The sequence below is a fragment of the Microcoleus sp. Pol12B4 genome (assembly GCF_036701385.1).
In the GTDB taxonomy this organism is placed as follows: domain Bacteria; phylum Cyanobacteriota; class Cyanobacteriia; order Cyanobacteriales; family Microcoleaceae; genus Microcoleus.
The window spans coordinates 1-16,654 of the sequence record NZ_JAUBQR010000025.1; the positions used below are offsets into that span (position 1 = coordinate 1).

The 16,654-nt window shown below is 45.9% G+C and carries 15 protein-coding genes; 10 read left to right on the forward strand and 5 right to left on the reverse strand.

Annotated features, from left to right (window positions below; genetic code table 11):
• Nucleotides 1-87 precede the first annotated feature (87 nt).
• The 4 genes from QUA38_RS05800 (at nucleotide 88) to QUA38_RS05815 (ending at nucleotide 3,588) form a co-directional block, all read left to right on the forward strand.
• Nucleotides 88-1,005, forward strand: a complete 918-nt coding sequence (locus QUA38_RS05800) for a histone deacetylase (protein WP_333160004.1) — start codon at nucleotides 88-90, stop codon at nucleotides 1,003-1,005.
• 142 nt (nucleotides 1,006-1,147) lie between these two features.
• Nucleotides 1,148-2,158, forward strand: coding sequence for a glycosyltransferase family 2 protein (locus tag QUA38_RS05805; RefSeq protein ID WP_333160006.1), 1,011 nt, complete (start codon nucleotides 1,148-1,150; stop codon nucleotides 2,156-2,158).
• 195 nt (nucleotides 2,159-2,353) lie between these two features.
• Nucleotides 2,354-2,935, forward strand: coding sequence for a serine acetyltransferase (locus QUA38_RS05810; protein ID WP_333160008.1), 582 nt, complete (start codon nucleotides 2,354-2,356; stop codon nucleotides 2,933-2,935).
• A gap of 137 nt (nucleotides 2,936-3,072) precedes the next feature.
• Nucleotides 3,073-3,588: a serine acetyltransferase gene (locus QUA38_RS05815; RefSeq protein ID WP_333160010.1), complete on the forward strand. Its 516-nt coding sequence runs from the start codon at nucleotides 3,073-3,075 to the stop codon at nucleotides 3,586-3,588.
• 215 nt (nucleotides 3,589-3,803) lie between these two features.
• Here the strand turns inward: QUA38_RS05815 and QUA38_RS05820 are convergent, their stop codons facing one another.
• Nucleotides 3,804-4,931: a glycosyltransferase family 4 protein gene (locus QUA38_RS05820; protein WP_333160011.1), complete on the reverse strand. Its 1,128-nt coding sequence runs from the start codon at nucleotides 4,929-4,931 to the stop codon at nucleotides 3,804-3,806.
• A gap of 182 nt (nucleotides 4,932-5,113) precedes the next feature.
• On the opposite strand from QUA38_RS05820, the gene QUA38_RS05825 reads away from it, so the two are divergent.
• The 5 genes from QUA38_RS05825 (at nucleotide 5,114) to QUA38_RS05845 (ending at nucleotide 9,833) form a co-directional block, all read left to right on the forward strand.
• Nucleotides 5,114-6,127: a glycosyltransferase gene (locus QUA38_RS05825; protein WP_333160013.1), complete on the forward strand. Its 1,014-nt coding sequence runs from the start codon at nucleotides 5,114-5,116 to the stop codon at nucleotides 6,125-6,127.
• A 46-nt stretch (nucleotides 6,128-6,173) separates the two neighbouring features.
• Nucleotides 6,174-7,469, forward strand: a complete 1,296-nt coding sequence (locus QUA38_RS05830; RefSeq protein WP_333160015.1) for a glycosyltransferase family 4 protein — start codon at nucleotides 6,174-6,176, stop codon at nucleotides 7,467-7,469.
• A gap of 43 nt (nucleotides 7,470-7,512) precedes the next feature.
• A complete protein-coding gene (epsE, locus tag QUA38_RS05835) occupies nucleotides 7,513-8,757 on the forward strand; it encodes an exopolysaccharide biosynthesis GT4 family glycosyltransferase EpsE (RefSeq protein ID WP_333160017.1) in 1,245 nt (414 codons plus the stop codon).
• Nucleotides 8,758-8,818: 61 nt separating this feature from the next.
• Nucleotides 8,819-9,358, forward strand: coding sequence for a hypothetical protein (locus tag QUA38_RS05840; RefSeq protein WP_333160019.1), 540 nt, complete (start codon nucleotides 8,819-8,821; stop codon nucleotides 9,356-9,358).
• Between the two features lie 202 nt (nucleotides 9,359-9,560).
• The gene (locus QUA38_RS05845; RefSeq protein WP_333160021.1) at nucleotides 9,561-9,833 is read left to right on the forward strand and encodes a glycosyltransferase; all 273 of its coding nucleotides are present in this window, start codon (nucleotides 9,561-9,563) and stop codon (nucleotides 9,831-9,833) included.
• A gap of 410 nt (nucleotides 9,834-10,243) precedes the next feature.
• On the opposite strand, the gene QUA38_RS05850 is transcribed toward QUA38_RS05845, so the two are convergent.
• The 3 genes from QUA38_RS05850 to QUA38_RS05860 form a co-directional block, all read right to left on the reverse strand.
• A complete protein-coding gene (locus QUA38_RS05850) occupies nucleotides 10,244-10,597 on the reverse strand; it encodes a DUF1257 domain-containing protein (RefSeq protein WP_006635781.1) in 354 nt (117 codons plus the stop codon).
• Nucleotides 10,598-10,727: 130 nt separating this feature from the next.
• On the reverse strand, nucleotides 10,728-12,248 hold the full coding sequence (gene ycf46 / locus QUA38_RS05855; protein WP_333154480.1) for a stress-responsive protein Ycf46: 1,521 nt from the start codon (nucleotides 12,246-12,248) through the stop codon (nucleotides 10,728-10,730).
• 107 nt (nucleotides 12,249-12,355) lie between these two features.
• Complete coding sequence (locus tag QUA38_RS05860; RefSeq protein WP_333160023.1) at nucleotides 12,356-12,706, reverse strand: hypothetical protein; 351 nt, start codon at nucleotides 12,704-12,706, stop codon at nucleotides 12,356-12,358.
• 673 nt (nucleotides 12,707-13,379) lie between these two features.
• Between QUA38_RS05860 and QUA38_RS05865 the strand changes: the two genes are divergently transcribed.
• The gene (locus tag QUA38_RS05865) at nucleotides 13,380-13,844 is read left to right on the forward strand and encodes a hypothetical protein (RefSeq protein ID WP_333160025.1); all 465 of its coding nucleotides are present in this window, start codon (nucleotides 13,380-13,382) and stop codon (nucleotides 13,842-13,844) included.
• A gap of 83 nt (nucleotides 13,845-13,927) precedes the next feature.
• On the opposite strand, the gene sds is transcribed toward QUA38_RS05865, so the two are convergent.
• Nucleotides 13,928-14,899, reverse strand: coding sequence for a solanesyl diphosphate synthase (gene sds, locus QUA38_RS05870; RefSeq protein WP_333160027.1), 972 nt, complete (start codon nucleotides 14,897-14,899; stop codon nucleotides 13,928-13,930).
• Between the last annotated feature and the right edge of the window lie 1,755 nt (nucleotides 14,900-16,654).

The window sequence follows — 16,654 nt, forward strand, 5'->3', positions numbered from 1 at the left end:
GCTTTAAGTCGGGGAGTTTTTCCATTCCTTTATCTAATGTCTATCTCCTCTTCTTGTCAAGGGGGTTGAGCAATTACAATAATTTTAATGGACTTACCAATTATTTACCACGAAGATTACATTGCACCTCTGCCACCGAATCACCGCTTCCCGATGGCAAAGTTTCGGATGCTTTACCAGATGCTGCTCGCGGACGGGGTAGCAGATGAATCGCAATTTCACGCTCCCGAACTTCCCCCTCAAGAATGGATTGAATTAGTCCACGACCACTCCTATGTTCAAGCTTACTGCAACGGGACGCTCGATAACAAAGCGACTAGGCGAATTGGTCTGCCTTGGAGTAGCGCCCTTGCTAATCGCACTTGCACTGCGGTTGCAGGAACTGTACTAACTGCCAAGCTCGCTTTAGACTACGGTTTGGCTTGCAATACTGCGGGCGGAACTCATCACGCCTTCCCTGCTTTTGGGTCGGGTTTTTGTATTTTTAATGATTTGGCGATCGCCTCTCGCGTCTTACAAAAAAATGGTTTAGTTCGCAAAGTTTTAATTGTCGATTTAGATGTCCACCAAGGAGACGGAACCGCGGTAATATTCCAAGATGACAGTAGCGTTTTTACTTTCTCGATGCACTGCGAAGTCAATTTTCCCGGCACTAAACAAAAGGGCGATTTAGATGTACCTTTGCCTGTCGGTATGGAGGACGACGAATATTTACAAACATTGGATAAATTTTTACCAGATTTGCTGTCAAGTGTCAAGCCTGATTTAGTTTTGTACGATGCTGGAGTAGACCCTCATCAGGGCGACAAACTGGGAAAATTAGCTTTAACTGATACGGGCTTATTTCGCCGGGAAATGCAAGTTTTGATGGCGTGTTTGGCTGGTGGCTATCCCGTTGCCTGCGTGATTGGCGGGGGCTATTCCGATGACGCTAAGGGGTTAGTTTACCGACATTCACTGCTGCACCGAGCCGCCAGTCAAGCCTACAGGCAGTATCGACTTTGATCGAGAGTGGCCAGATTTCCGAAATATGGCCGAAAAAACAGTCTCCCTCACCCAAACAAATAAAAATACTATTAGCGCTCGCTCCAGCTTGCCAGATCGGTACAACTTGAGCTAAAAAGTTGTTAAACAAACAACGGTACTTATGTCGAAGGCCAGCGAGTCCAATCACCCCTATCCACTGCTGGTTGTCATTGTTAACTACCGAACCTCTAGTTTGACAATTGACTGCTTGCGCTCTCTAGTTAGCGAAGTTCAATCGCTGCCTGGTATGCGAGTTGTAGTTGGCGACAATGCTTCAGGCGATCGCTCAGTCGAAGAAATTAGTAGTGCGATCGCCTCAGAAGGCTGGAATGAATGGGCATCCTTCGTTCCCCTAGACCGCAACGGCGGATTTGCCTTCGGCAACAACGCCCTGATCCGTCCCGCCCTCCAATCCACCAATCCCCCCCCTTACTTCCTGCTGCTCAACCCAGACACCATAGTTCGCCCCGGTGCCTTAAAAGCCCTCGTCGATTTCATGGACACTCATCCGGAAGCCGGCATCGCCGGCAGCCGCTTGGAAGACCCCGACGGCACGCCCCAGGAGTCAGCTTTTCGGTTTCACAACATCTTGACCGAACTCGATTTTGGTTGGCGGACAGGCTTTATATCTAAGTTATTAGCCAACTGGGTCGCAGCGCCTCCCATTTCCCAAGAAACCTGTCAAACTGATTGGGTAGCTGGAGCCAGCATGATCGTCCGTCGCGAAGTATTTGAAAAGATTGGCTTGATGGATGAAGCTTATTTCATGTACTGCGAAGAAATGGACTTTTGCCTGCAAGCGAACAAAGCTGGCTGGAGTTGCTGGTACGTACCCGAAAGTCGCGTTGTCCACTTAGTCGGGCAAAGCTCAGGCGTCACTGACACCAAAAAGCCCGCCAAGAGGCTGCCTACCTATTGGTTTGATTCACGGCGTAGGTACTTTATCAAAAACTACGGCTTGGTTTACACAGCATTAACTGATGTATCCTGGGCTTCTGGTTTTGCAGCCTGGAGGGTGCGCCGCGTACTTCAAGGCAAACCCGATGGCGATCCACCACAATTACTGAGGGACTTTGTATTAAATAGTGTATTTTTTAAGGGGGGTAAGATTGAAAAATCCAAAAACTTTTAAAGGGAGTTGGTAAATCGGTCAAAGCCAACTATACCCGGTTGACCTAGGCAAGCAAAATATTTTATGATGCAGCCGAGAAATTAGTATTATCGATCAACAAAACCGGATTGCTCCTTCCTCAAAAACCTGATAGACCCATTAATATCGTCGGCATCTAGCAATAGAGTAAACAAGCAATAGTGTCAATTAGAGCTTATGGTAACTGAGCAAAACTTAATCACCAGTGAAAATCAAGTAGAAGACCCAGGCCTGGGACTGTGGCAGCAAATTAAAGAAGACTGGATTGCTCATGGTCGAGATTGGACAAAACCGGGATTTCGCGCCGTAGCAGTGCAGCGTTTTGGCGTCTGGAGAATGCAAATAGAACCGAAATTACTTCGAGCACCTTTGAGCATTCTTTATCGATCGCTCTACCGAAAAGTTCGCAATAGTTACGGGATAGACTTGCCTTACACTGTGAAGCTCGGTCGTCGGGTGGTGATTGAACATCAAAACGCTATTATTATTCACGGATATTGTACGATCGGCGACGACTGCATTATCCGCCAAGGTGTAACTTTGGGAAACCGATATTTGGACAAACCGCTGGAATCCCCTCAATTGGGCGATCGGGTTAACGTCGGCGCTGGTGCAAAAATCCTCGGCAAGGTCAACCTAGGAGACGACGTAAATATTGGGGCCAATGCTGTAGTTTTATCAGATATTCCAGCCGGTCAAACTGCCGTTGGTATCCCTGCCAAAATTATCAAATCTCGGCCTCCTGAAAACAACGCTTAAATCATTTTCTTCCTTATGGCTTCTGCTATAACTCTGCGGAGACTAAATAAATCTCCCTAGTCAAGTTAGAGATTCTTCTTAAGGTAAACTGCCCAAACAGGCACAATTGTCAACATCATCAAAAAAATGCACAAACAATGGTTGAGTCAATCACTAAGTCAATCATTTCTGCTACAGAACCAGACTGGAGCCGCGAAAAACTTAGCAAGTGGTGGGAACCGAGTCGCCAACTGCTTAAATCTATCCGCAACTATCAAAAGTGGCAGCATCAGGGTGGAATTGGAGGAGATATTTTAGGCCGTTGGAACGTGATCCAGCATCGATTTTGGAGCGTTGTCACTGCAACAGACATCCCTTTGAACTGCCAAATACAAGGAGGACTGCTGCTGACTCATCCTAATGGCGTGGTCATTCATCCCAGTGCTTCCATTGGTCCTAACTGTCTGATTCTTCAGCAGGTGACAATTGTTGCTGATGTCAAAATCGGTGGTCATGTCGATATTGGTGCAGGAGCTAAAATTATTCGCTCCGTAACGATCGGCGATCATGCTTTGATTGGTGCTAATGCTGTGGTGATTTGTGATGTGCCACCGGGTGCAACCGCAGTGGGAATTCCCGCAAAAATCATCGAAAAAAAACCCCAGGAAGTCTGAAAAATAATTTCTAGAAGTCGCAGAAAAATTATGAAATTAGCTGGAGTTTTATTAAAATATAAAACGAACTACTCAGTAGTCCCTTTCAAGAGGTAAAACTTGAAAGAAATTGGATTAGTTGCGAACAGCTAGGATTTTGGATTTAAAATTAAATAAAAAACCCGTGGCTTTCAGTTGCGGGAGCGTCCAAAAGCTCAAGTTTTCTCCCTCACTTTTCAAGCTGGTTTCAATCTTTCGAGTACCAACTCAGCTCGCCGCCGTGCCACTTTTTCCCACGTAAATTCCTGTGCCCGCTCGCGGGCAGATTTACTCATCCGAAGCCGCAAATCGGCACAACCAGCTAACTGTTGCAAGCCTGTCACTAGCGCTTCTTCATCATAGGGCGAAACAATTATGCCATCTTTGCCATCTCGGACAACCCCACCCGCTCCCATAGGTGAAGTTAAAACTGGCAAACCGTTAGCCATCGCTTCATAAGTAACCAGCGGGCTGCCTTCTTCCAAACTGGGAAAGGCAAAAAAGTCAGCTTCGCGATAAGCAAGGGCAATATCGCTAGTGTAATCCCTATGAATTACATCTGAGCGTGCTAAAATGCTGCTGCAAGTTTCAGCAATTGCTGGCTCCATACTTCCGCAAAGCAGTAGTCTGCCTTTAATTCCTGCTTTATCCCAAGCCCGCAACAGTAAATGAGCTCCTTTTCTGACGCAAACGCTGCCCGCAAAGATAACAGTAATCGTTTCTGATAGTGGCTTGTCGCTCACAAAAGGCGGGAAGCGCTTGGGAGACCACCCGTAACTGGTAAGGATCAGTTTATGTTCGGGAACCCCCGCTCCCATAAAAGATTTTTTCACCTCGGGACTCGGACAAAAGATGAAATCAGCCAAACTAATTTGTTCATCCTCTTCATGAATGGTATCGGCAGTAATTTGGTGTTGGGGATCGATTCCCAAGCGATGGTAAGCATCATCAATAATAAATTTAGCCGGCTTTGTATAGCAGTTGATCCGCTCCAAAAGAATGGGTGTGCTCTCCTGTTTAACTTTCCTAAAGGTTTCGATCGAAGTGTTAGGCCACAAGTAAATTGCATCAAAATCCTTTACATCTCTGAGGAAAAGCTTTTCTGTACAATTTCTAGGTCTGTCAGCGCTGCGGTAATATAGCCATTTGAAGTATCTGGGTACAGCTTCAACAAGATTCGGTCTGCGACATGAGGGATCGCAATTCGGAACAATCATGCGGACTTTAAAGTCAGGGTAGTTCCACTGTTCGCAGAGTGAAAAAAATGTATGGCTGGCTCCCAGGTTCGTACAGTAAAGTGCGAAGAAAGAACTTAAATTTAGCATTGTTAACTAAGCTCTACTCAACATGATCTGTCTGGCTCTTAATACAGAATAGGTTAGAGACAGTTTAACACCAAAAACCGCAGATTAAGGTAAGTTAACAATATAAAGATATTGTAAACTTACCTTGAGTGTCACTAAAATATTAAAATAGCAACTCGCGAGTCGAATTCAAGAGGTAAAGGTTGAAACAAATTGGATTAGTGGCGATCGGACGAAATGAAGGGCAGCGCCTCCGCCAATGCCTAGTCTCCGCCACAGACAAAGTTGCCCGCGTCGTCTATGTCGATTCCGGCTCAACAGACGGTAGCCTAGAGTTAGCCCGATCGATCGGAGCCGATACAGTAGAACTAGAATTATCTATACCGTTTACCGCAGCACGTGCCAGAAACGAAGGCTTTGCCCGCTTGCTGGAACTAGGGCCAGACATCGAATTTGTCCAATTTGTGGACGGTGACTGCGAAGTAGTTGACGGATGGATCGATCGAGCCTACAGCGAACTCGTAGCCAAACCAGACGTAGCAGCAGTCTGCGGGCGCAGGCGTGAACGATACCCCGAAGCAACCATCTACAACAAATTGTGCGACATCGAGTGGGATACGCCCATCGGCGAAACCAAAGCCTGCGGTGGCGACTCCATGATGCGCGCAGCAGCATTTGAGCAAGTCGAAGGTTTCAATCCCGCACTAATAGCCGGCGAAGAACCCGAACTGTGCTTGCGGCTTCGCCAAAAAGGTTGGAAAATCCTTCGCTTAGACGCAGAAATGACCCTGCACGACGCGCAAATGACCAATTTCGGTCAGTGGTGGAAGCGGGCTCAAAGAGCGGGTCACGCCTATGCCGAAGGATCCTGGATGCACGGCAGCGAACCAGAGCGCCATTGGGTCAAAGAAACGCGCAGCACATGGTTTTGGGGCTTAGTCTTGCCAGCCCTAGCCTTGGCAATGACATGGCCGACAAAAGGCTGGAGCTTGTTACTATTGAGTGGCTACCCCTTAGCAACCTATCGCACCTATAACTATTATATAAAGCATCGGTACCTCACAACTAAAGAAGCAGCCATCTACGCTTTGTCATGTGTATTAGCCAAATTTCCCCAGCTACAAGGTCAAATCCAGTTTCACCAGCGCCGATTGCTGGGGCAGCAGAGCAAGCTAATCGAATACAAAACCACCCAGTCTATTAATTCAGCCAGCTAGAATTACAGCTAACATCCCAGAAAGTTCACCCCTGAGTAGTAAACAAATGAGCGATCAAAAATTAAAAGTTTTACTAATTGTAGAGCAGTGCAATCCTGACTGGGCATCAGTACCTTTGGTGGGCTACAACTTTTTTCAACAAATAAACAATTTAGTTGATGCAACACTCGTTACCCATATTAGAAATAAACCAGCTCTTGACAAACATCCAGAATACGAAAAAATATTCTACCTTGAGGAAGGAAAGTTAACCAAACAATATTATAAGATAGTTGAAAAAATTACCGCAAACGGGCGCGTAAATTGGCCTCTTTATAATGCATTGAGCTACCCCATTTATGAAGAATTTAATCAACAAGTATATCAAAAATTTAAAGGAAAAATCCTCAACGGAGATTATGACATAGTTCATGCAATTACCCCGATGATGCCGCGGTATCCGTTTAAGGTAGTCAGTGTGTGCCAGCAGACTCCTTTTATTCTAGGACCTGTGAATGGGGGCATTCCCTTTCCACCAGGTTTTCAAGAAACTGCCAGACAAGAATTTGCTCAATTCAACTTTTTGAGAGCAGTTGGTCGAGCATTAATTCCAGGTTATGTAGAAACTTACAAAAAAGCAGACAAAATCTTAGCAGGTTCAACCTATACTTTAAATATGCTCAAGGATTTGTTTGCAATCCCCGATCAAAGAATTGCTTTGTTCTACGAAAATGGCATTTCGGAGAAATTTTTAAATCCGACAAATATCCTTGATAAAGATGTCAGCCAGATAAATTTGCTTTTTGTGGGTCGATTAGTTCCTTACAAATGCGCCGATATTGTCATTGAGTCTATTGGGAAATTAGAGCAGGCAATTCAAAGTAAAATACGCTTAACCATAGTAGGAGAGGGTTCAGAAAGAAATAACTTGGAAAACAGAGTGAAGGAACTTAATTTAGGGGAAATAATCAGCTTTGCGGGATGGGTAAATCAACAAGAAACTCTGGATTATTACAGGAAAGCAGATATTTTTTGCTTCCCTTCGATCCGAGAGTTCGGCGGCGCAGTGGTAATGGAAGCTATGGCTTGTGGGCTTCCCTGCATCGTTGCCAATAATGGCGGTATTGGTGAATACGTGAATGAAGAAACTGGTTTTAAGATAGAGCCGATTTCTAGAGAGTATCTCACCCAGGAGTTGACAAGTAAAATTAAGCTGTTGGTCGAAGATGATCGTCTGCGGGAACGTATGTCAGCTAAGGCGATCGAAAAAGCCAGAGAATTTGCTTGGGAAAACAAAGCCGTAAAAATCGTCGAGATTTACGAAAAAATGCTCGCTGAGAAAAGTGTTAGTGCATCGACATAGTAGAGCGATATTGTTTAGTTAAAAATTAGAAAGCAGGTACGAAATGAAGGCAAAAATTGGATACTTTATTCCACAATTTCCAGGCCAAACACACATCTTTTTGTGGCGGGAGCGACAATTTCTTGCAGATCTTGGAATTGAAACAGATTTAGTATCAACTCAACCGCCTCCCAGGGCGATCGCTTCTCACGTATGGGCAGAAGAAGCTCAAAAAAATACTGTTTATCTATTTCCCTTTGCTGCGAAAGATTTTATTAACTCATTCCTAGAGATTCTCAAAGCTGGTCCCGCTGCATGGTGGCAATGCCTCGCAGTTATTGCCAAAGCGAGTGACACATCCTTATCTGAAAAGGTGCGACTCTTGGCATGGATTTTTGTGGCTGGCAAACTAGCAGGATTAACAAAAACAAAAGGTTGGTCTCACATCCACGTTCATTCCTGTGCCAATGCCGCCAATATAGCCTTATTTAACTCAATTCTTACAGGCTCTACTTACAGTATGACTCTTCACGGGCCTACTCTAGAAGTGTACGGGTCAAATCAGGAACAAAAATGGAAAAATGCTGCTTTTGTGATCGTCATATCTCAACTGCTTCTCAATGATGTCAAAAATAAATTAGCCAACTTTCTTCCCAAACAATTAGCTGTTGCTCCAATGGGAGTTAATTTTATAGAAATTAAACGCAGCAGCCCTTACACGCCTTGGCAAGAAGGAAGTCCGTGCAAGATTTTTGCTTGCGGTCGCCTCAACCCGGTGAAAGGTCACAAATACTTGGTTGAGGCGGTAGAATTGCTGCGAAATCGGGGATTTGACGTGAGGCTGCAAATTGCAGGCGAGGATGAACAAGGGGGCAGCGGATATCACCAAGACCTACAAAAAATAATTGAAGATAAATCGATGTCCGAATGCGTTGAGCTACTTGGGGCTGTTTCGGAACAGGCAATTCGCCAAGGTCTAGAAGCAGCTCACGTTTTCGCTTTGGCAAGTTTGAATGAAGGAGTTCCGGTTGCTGTGATGGAAGCAATGGCGATGGAGGTTCCGGCGGTAGTTACTAATGTAGGCGGAACTTCTGAGCTAGTAGATGACGGCGTGGATGCTGTATTAGTCCAATCAGAAAAACCCGAAGAAATGGCAGATGCGATCGCCAATCTCCTCCAAAATCCAGAACTTGCTTTGAGCATCAGTCAGCAATCCCGGAAAAAAATCATGGCCAAATTTAGCCACGGTCGCAGTGCAGAAACTTTAGCTCAGTGCTTGGAAAAACTTGGAATAAATAACCCGTCTTAGTGATTCCAAAGAAGAAATTTAATCCCAGAGTACATAAATGTAGTTGAGTCCCATACAAGTTATGCGAATTTTAATTGGTGCTCAGAACGCCTCAACTAAATTCGGCGGCGAGTCATTGCCGCCGCTCAACTACTTTTGGATACTTCGATCGCGCCAAATAGAGACATGGTTAGTGGCGCACGCCCGCACTCCAGCAGAACTCACAGAGCTGTTTCCACAAGAGCGCGATCGGATGCACTTTGTACCCGACACTTGGCTGCACCGGCTGCTTAACAATTGCGGGCGATTTATCTCTGAAAGAGTGAATGACTTTTCTTGTGGGCTTCTCACTCACCTGTACACCCAATTGCTACAGCGTCGTATTGTCCGGCGGCTGGTGAGCGAACACCAGATTGATGTTGTACACGAACCGACGCCAGTCTCGGCAACAGTTCCTTCGTTGATGTTCGAATTGGGAGTGCCGGTAGTTATCGGTCCGATGAACACGTCGGTTAAATTTCCTCTGGCTTTTCGATCGCGCCAAAATCCTACCATTGATATTTTAATCAAGATCGGTCACCAGTGCGTCGATTTCTTCAATCGTCTGTCTTTTCCCCGGTAAAATCAAAGCTGAGACGCTGTTAGGGGCAAACGATCGCACAAAGCAGGCACTTGCATCTGGGGTCCAGGGTAAAATTATTGAACTTGTGGAAAACGGCGTGGATTTCTCGGTGTGGCGATCGGACTCTAGCTTATCAAGAGCAGCGACCGGGTAGGTTCATTTTATTTTTTTAGGCAGGCTGATCGACTGGAAAGCTGTAGACTTGCTGCGGGAAACCTTCGCGCCTGTCGCCGCTCAAACCGATGCAGTCTTGGAAATCATCGGTGATGGGCACATCCGAGGGGAACTTGAAGCTCAAACAGCTCGTTTAGGCATCGACCGCAGCGTTGTATTTAGTGGGTGGCTGTCTCAGAAGGAGTGCGCTCTCAAAATGCAAGAAGCTGATGCAATGGTTTTCCCCAGTTTGCGGGAATGCGGCGGGGCAGTGGTGATGGAGGCAATGGCAGTAGGCTTGCCAGTCATCGCAACGAACTGAGGCGGTCCGGTAGATTATCTGAATTTCACTTGCGGTATTTTAGTAGAACCCACTTCTAAAGAAGGATTTGTCCTGGGACTGACAGATGCGATGCTCAAGCTGGCTCATTCACCAGAATAGTGGCAGAGTATCGGTTGTGCGGGAAGAGAACAAGTTCGGCAGCATTTTGATTGGGAACGCAAAGTCGATCGAATACTTGAAATTTATCAACAAACGATCAACGATCGCCCGAAGCATTAAGTAGCCGACCATTAAAGCATAAAGCAGCAGCTTTCACGTGGAGAGCTGCTGCTTGGGGGTGCTAGAAAAGTATGTGGCGGCCCAAAGACCCCCCTCTACATCCTAGCGATCGAAAAACGGGTTAACCCGTTTTTTTGGTTAACCCGCGAGCTTGGAAACATGCAGATCAATTAGTTTTGCACTACCAGCTTAACGTTGGCATTTTGCAAACCGCGCTGCTTGACTGCGGCCAAGGTCTTGTTAACTGCGTACTTCTGGTTGATGGAGTTGATTAACTCAGTTTGATTGTGTTTTTTGGCGACGCCCCAGAGGTCCGCAATCAGGTCAAAGGAACCATCGCTATTGCGAGACCAACCGAGGTCATATTCGCCTTCGAGAATCGCTACGATGTCGGAGCGAACGCGCTGACCATTATAGCCACGAACATCAGCTTCTGACTTGACTGAAATGCCCAAGTCACGCAGGGAAGCTTTCAGGATTTCGGCGTCGGTGATTTTGGTACGCAGAGTGCTAAAGTGAGACATTGGATTTCCTCCTAATAAAACTGAGAGAGAAACAACAACGGTCTGGATTTAACGGTGCCGCTGGGCGGCTCTTGAATCGAACTGCTAGCTGTTGCTAGCCTTTGCTCCTGTTTGGACCAGGAGAAAGCTTTTAGAATTCCATTCGCTGGTATTCAGCGACGGAAGACGCAGCGGGCCGTGCACGCTGTCTAGCCCAATCTCGCAGGGCGGTGACCTGTTCGGTCATTGTTTTAGACAGTGGCATTGTGGATTTAATGGCCGCGATGATGTCTAGCTGCGTAAACTCTCGATCTTGAGCGAAGGCTTCGTACATTGCGGCTACTAGCGCTTGCTCAATCTCTGCACCTGAAAAGCCCTCGGAAACAGTGGAAAGTTGCTCTAAATCGAAGCGAGTAATTTCCCGACGGCGCTTTGACAGGTGAATCTTAAATATATCTTGGCGTTCTTCCTTGGTAGGCAGATCAACAAAGAAGAGTTCGTCGAATCGGCCTTTCCTCAAGAATTCTCCCGGCAACCGCTCGATTCGGTTGGCTGTTGCCATTACGAAGACTGGGGAAGTCTTTTCTTGCATCCAAGTGAGGAATGAACCGAAAATCCGGCTGGAGGTACCTCCGTCTGAGTCGGCCGAACCAGTGCCTCCTGCAAAGGCTTTGTCTAGTTCGTCGATGAAGAGGAGGGCTGGAGAGATGGATTCTGCAGTTTTGAGGGCATTGCGGAGGTTTGCTTCCGATCGACCCACCATCGAGCCGTCGTAGACTCTACCCATATCTAGCCTCAGCAGGGGAAGTCCCCAGAGGCGGGAGGTCGTCTTAGCAATCAGCGATTTTCCGCATCCCGGTACGCCGAGAATTAACATCCCTTTTGGTTGGGGCAGACCGTATTCTCTCGCCCTTTCTGTAAAGGCGTTGGAACGCTGTCTCAGCCACCGCTTCAGCTCTTCTAAACCGCCGACTGCATCCAGGGTTTCGTCTTCTTCAATGAACTCTAGAATGCCGTTGCGCCGAATTAATTGCTTTTTCTCCGAAAGAACTATGTCTACTTCTTCTTCTGTGAGGCGCCCAGTCGAAACTTGGGCTTTACGATAAACTTTTTCAGCTTCGTCCTTGGTCAATCCCAAGGCTGCTTTTAAAAGTTTTTCTCGCGCTTCTGTGGTAATGCGTCGCGATTTCGTTTGCTCCAACTGACCAGACAATACTTGGTTTAGTTCCTTCATGTCTGGCAACGCGAAGTCTAATACCACTACTTCCTTTTCTAGCTCGATCGGAATTTGCTGCAAAGGAGACATCAGTATAATTGTCTTTTGCGTTCCTTTGAAGTTGGCGATCGCATCGCGCAACCACCTCGTTACCGGAGGAGAATCTATAAAAGGATGCAAATCTTTGAAAATGTAGATGCTAGCGTTACTGTTGGGTTCTCGCTGCCTGATCACCCATTCAATTGCTGCCTCTGGCGAGACGGTGTTGTGTTGGGTGGTGGTGCGGGGTTGACCATACTCCACAATGCCGTGAGTTACAGTCCAGATAAATACTCGTCGCTGTGGTTTTGCTTGAGCTATTGTCGAAATTGCTTGCTCACACCGCTCTTCCTCGGATGTCACGAGGTAGATCAGAGGATATTGAGCTTGGATTAGAATACTGATCTCTTCTTGCATAGTCCTCGACCCACTAGAGACGGTGCTATCTTTGCTGAATCTCAATGCTGCCCTTCGCCCTCTTACTGAAAATTGCAGTTTTAGCTTTTTGGGGAAGCAAGGCATTCTTAGCAGGGAACCAATTCTTCCTCTCCCGGTTTGGCCGTGCTCGCGCCGACGCCCGACACCTGCTTTACTGGAAGATCCTGTTCAGCCAATACGCTCGGCTGACTTGTTACGGATGCCAGTTCTCCATCTCGCATTACTACTGAACCCGTGCATTCTGGACAGTTGTATACCCGATGGGTTTGTCCGTAGGAGGCTTCTACTTCGTCAACCAGTTCGGGATTTCCTAGGTAGAAGACAATTGCCCTTTCTGCAATTGATGACATCGGTTCAGTTTCGACTGCGGCTCGGATTTTGAGCTGGCGATGCAGTTCTGGTGGAAGATACAATGTAACTTTTTGCTTTTCTTGCATATGACAGTGAATTGACTTACCCGGGTATGTATATCAGATTAGCCGCTTAATTCTTTGCTGTCAAGCCTCTATGCTGCTTTAGCGTCATCTTGTAATATTTCGTTACATTTAAGGTGACTCTGGGGCAGTTAACAACGAAAAAATTAGGGGTGTAGCTGATGAGGCCGAGGTGCAGCGGCAGGTATGGATAGCGTCAAGCACGATCGACCACCTATAAATATGAACAATAGATATATAGGAGTAGGGCCAACAAATCCTTTGAGCCGCCATCTGGGGTAAGGTGCGCCATCAGCACCCAGCCCGCTCATGAGGTTACTAACTTTGGGCGTTTTTATTTTGAAACCAAACTCCCCCAAACAGTTTTTATAGCTTTAAGTGTGAAAAATCCGAACGTGAAATAACCGTTTTCGGCTTTTGATCGGGCTCAGATTTAACACACCTGGACAGCGCTAGCGCTCAGCACCCTACCGTTAAACTTTTTGGATGACCTTGTGTAAGGTATTACGCACTTACTTTTTTTGCCCAAATGCTCGCTACAAGGACTCTAGGCTGCAAAATCTTAAATTTAGATGGGTGTCAGCTTATCTTTAATAGGGCAGTGCTGCGTAATATATACTTGGATGCGGACCTGCTAACCTGAAATTTTTAATTTTAGATATCAAAGAACTGACTGATGGATTTAGACCAACAGATTCAAGCATTGATCGAAAAAGCTCCGCCCGACGGTTCGACGCCACAAATCTTAAAGGCGATCGCCCCGGCACTGGTGTTAATTGCCCAACAGCTACAGCACCTCGAATACTCGATCCTGCAAGCGGTAGACCAAAGTTGGGCGATCGTGGTTTTGAGCAATCTCAAGCAACCGGGACGGGAGAAGAGGGTGATTTATGCTTGGAGCAGTATTAAAGATGCGTCGCAGGCTGCGGCTGCTGGGGGCGATCGCCTCAGACCGGTACTTTTGCCTGTTACTCACATTTTATTTCAGATGATAGCTCTGGAAGGTCTTGACAGCATTGTTTTTTTTGAAAGTCCCGGAAACCAGGAAGTCGGGACGGAAATCCCTCGCGAGCAAGTACAGAGTTTAATTAACGTTTACTTGCAACAGTATCGATCGGCTCCACCGCCGGATATTGCCTAAACAACTCAATTTTCTATTTATTGGTAACAGGGCATTAGGCATTGGGAATTCCCCATTACCAATAAAGTGTAACTTTTTAACCTCTAATAAAGTCTGCTCAAAACGTATTCAGCCAAATCAATCAAAGCTTGACGGGACTCTGAATGGGGCAGCGCAGCTAAATATTCGACGGCTTTCTGTGCGTGATTTGTGGCTAGTTCTCGCGATCGCTCTATGCCTCTAGAATCTTCTACCAGTGCCAGGGCCTGCTCTAGATCTCCTTCTTGGGCAAATTCGCGTTCTATGAGAACTTCCAAGTAAGGTTTTTCTTCTAGGGCGAATAGTGCGGGTGCTGTCAGATTACCGCTTCTGAGATCCGAGCCGGCCGGTTTCCCCAAAGTTTCCGTTGAAGCGGTGAAATCTAATATATCATCTACTATTTGGAATGCCAAACCAATGTTCCGACCGTAGTTGTACAAATCGTCTGTTATTTCCGCTGAAACCTCGCTCAAACAGCCCGCTGCTTTTGAACTGTTGGCAATTAAAGACGCTGTTTTGTAATAACTTTTTTCGAGGTACGCTTCGATCGACAAGCTGGTGTCAAATCCATTGAGTCCCTGTTGAATTTCCCCCTCAGCTAAATCCATAATCACTTCTGAAAGCAGTTTGACTACTGGCAGGTTGTCGAGATTTGCCAAATGCCAGGAAGATTGAGCAAACAGAAAGTCTCCTGCCAATACTGCCACTCGGTTGTTAAACCGACTGTGAACCGTCGGCACTCCCCGCCGCAGATCCGACTCGTCCACCACGTCGTCGTGCACGAGACTAGCTGTGTGGATCATTTCCGTGATTTCAGCGAGGCGGCGGTGTTTTTCCGTGATTTCCCGATCGGGCATAGTCGCCTTGGCCATCAACAGAACGATCGCGGGTCTCACTCGTTTTCCCTTTGTGCCGAATAAGTATTCTGCAGCCGCGTACAAGATGGGATGACGGGCACCCACTAACTGTTTTAAGTTTTCTGTCAACAGTCGCAGGTCTTCTTCAACCGAGGAAAATAGGAGAGTGCTAGAGATCATGGATACGCCGACTCAAGCCGTAAAGTAACAAAATTTTACATATCATATCTTTATTTTAAGGTAATTCTCTGCAATAGAAAAGAAAAATCTAGGCGATCGGCAGTTATTTGTCATCTGGCACCCGATGGGAGTCACCCGCCTGCCAGAGGTGAGTAGCCTGCTGCCAGAGGGGTTGCCCCTATTGTATCGAATTGTTAAGGACACTGCCAAAAAATCTCTAAATCCCAGAAACCCTGTGTTATTATGGGTATTAAGGATTTAAACAATTCTATACATTAAGTACAGCTAGACTGGCAGGTAGCTTTTAGGTGCCTGTAAAAGTTTCGTAGAGCCAGCCTTGTTAGTCGATCGCAGCCAAAATTTCTGGTACAGATTTTTAGTTCCTCGCGGCTAAAAGTTATCAGAAGTTAAGAGTAGCGCATCTTATGTGCACGGTAGCTCAAAGCAGCTCAAGTGGATGGCTTTAGGCTGTTTAAGCATCTGTAAAGCAGTAAATCATTATTGATGACCGGGAACGTCTAAAGGTTCCCGCAGGCTTGATATGGAAAAACAGCCTTCAGAACCAAGGCATGGTCTTGCGTGCTGACTTAATGTAGTAGGTCTTGAACTTGTCCTGCTCCTCATCGTCCTTGACTTTTGGTTCTAATTATGATTTATCGCGATATTCCTCTAATTATTCCCATTCTGGCCGCCGGCTATGTAATGACTATTTATGTACTGCTGATGTTGGCCGAACGCAGCGCTAAAATAACTCGATTGGGTGAGTAGTGTACTGCTGGGCAGCCGAAGTCGGCAGTAGCGTCCTCGCTTCACCCTTGAGAATTCGGAATACTCCATAATAACCCTGCTTTGAATGCTTGCGCGCAAAGGCAGGGTTATTATTTACAATTACGGGCACCGTGATTTTCTGGGCTGCTACTTACTGCAACACGTAGCTACAGTTATCGAGGTTCAATGCCCACAGTCTCTGAGGCAAGATATTATATTTAGTAGCAGCTTGTATAGCTCACAGCAAGTTTCATGTCAGGGAAACCCGGCTAGTGTTCAGAGAAAGCTATTAAAGTGCTCTCAAAAATACTGAGTTTGAAGTTGTCGGTTATTGTGCCAAACATCGCAATATTCCTATTTTGTATGGCAAGAAATTACAGAAATAAAACGCGAAATTGCTGAATATAGTAACCTGCTTGCTCAACAGAAGCAATCCATAAAGTTGCACTGCAATCACATATTTCATCAAAGGCTGCTTAAATGACTGATTCAAGCAGATATTCTCTGCCATTTATCCACATATTCCCAACTAAATTTGCTAGAGAGCCACAAAAGTAATTTTTAATTAAAAAATTCTTGATATAAATGTATGATAGTAGCAAAGTGATTTTCCAAATTACTGACCAATTAAAACTATACTAACTTTTAATTAAAATAACTAAAATACTTAGTAGAACTTGTCAGAAATTATCAAGTTCAACTGCCCAAATTGTTGTCTAGTGCAGATGAAGTAAAACAAGTTTCGATAAATCTGAGGCACAATGCTTTACAAGCTATAGAGAATTGCCGAGTTTTTAAATTAGAGGTGAGAGCAGAAAATCCAAGCCTGTTCGTCAGTGGCAACTGAATTACCCGGTAATTTTGCCACGAATATTTGAGCCGTTCTTTACCACAATACCCGCCGACTAAGGCAGCGGGGGGGAAAAGGAGATTGTTAAAAAAAGTGTGAAAAAACATTTGGGTAAAATAGAAGTAACATCAGTTATC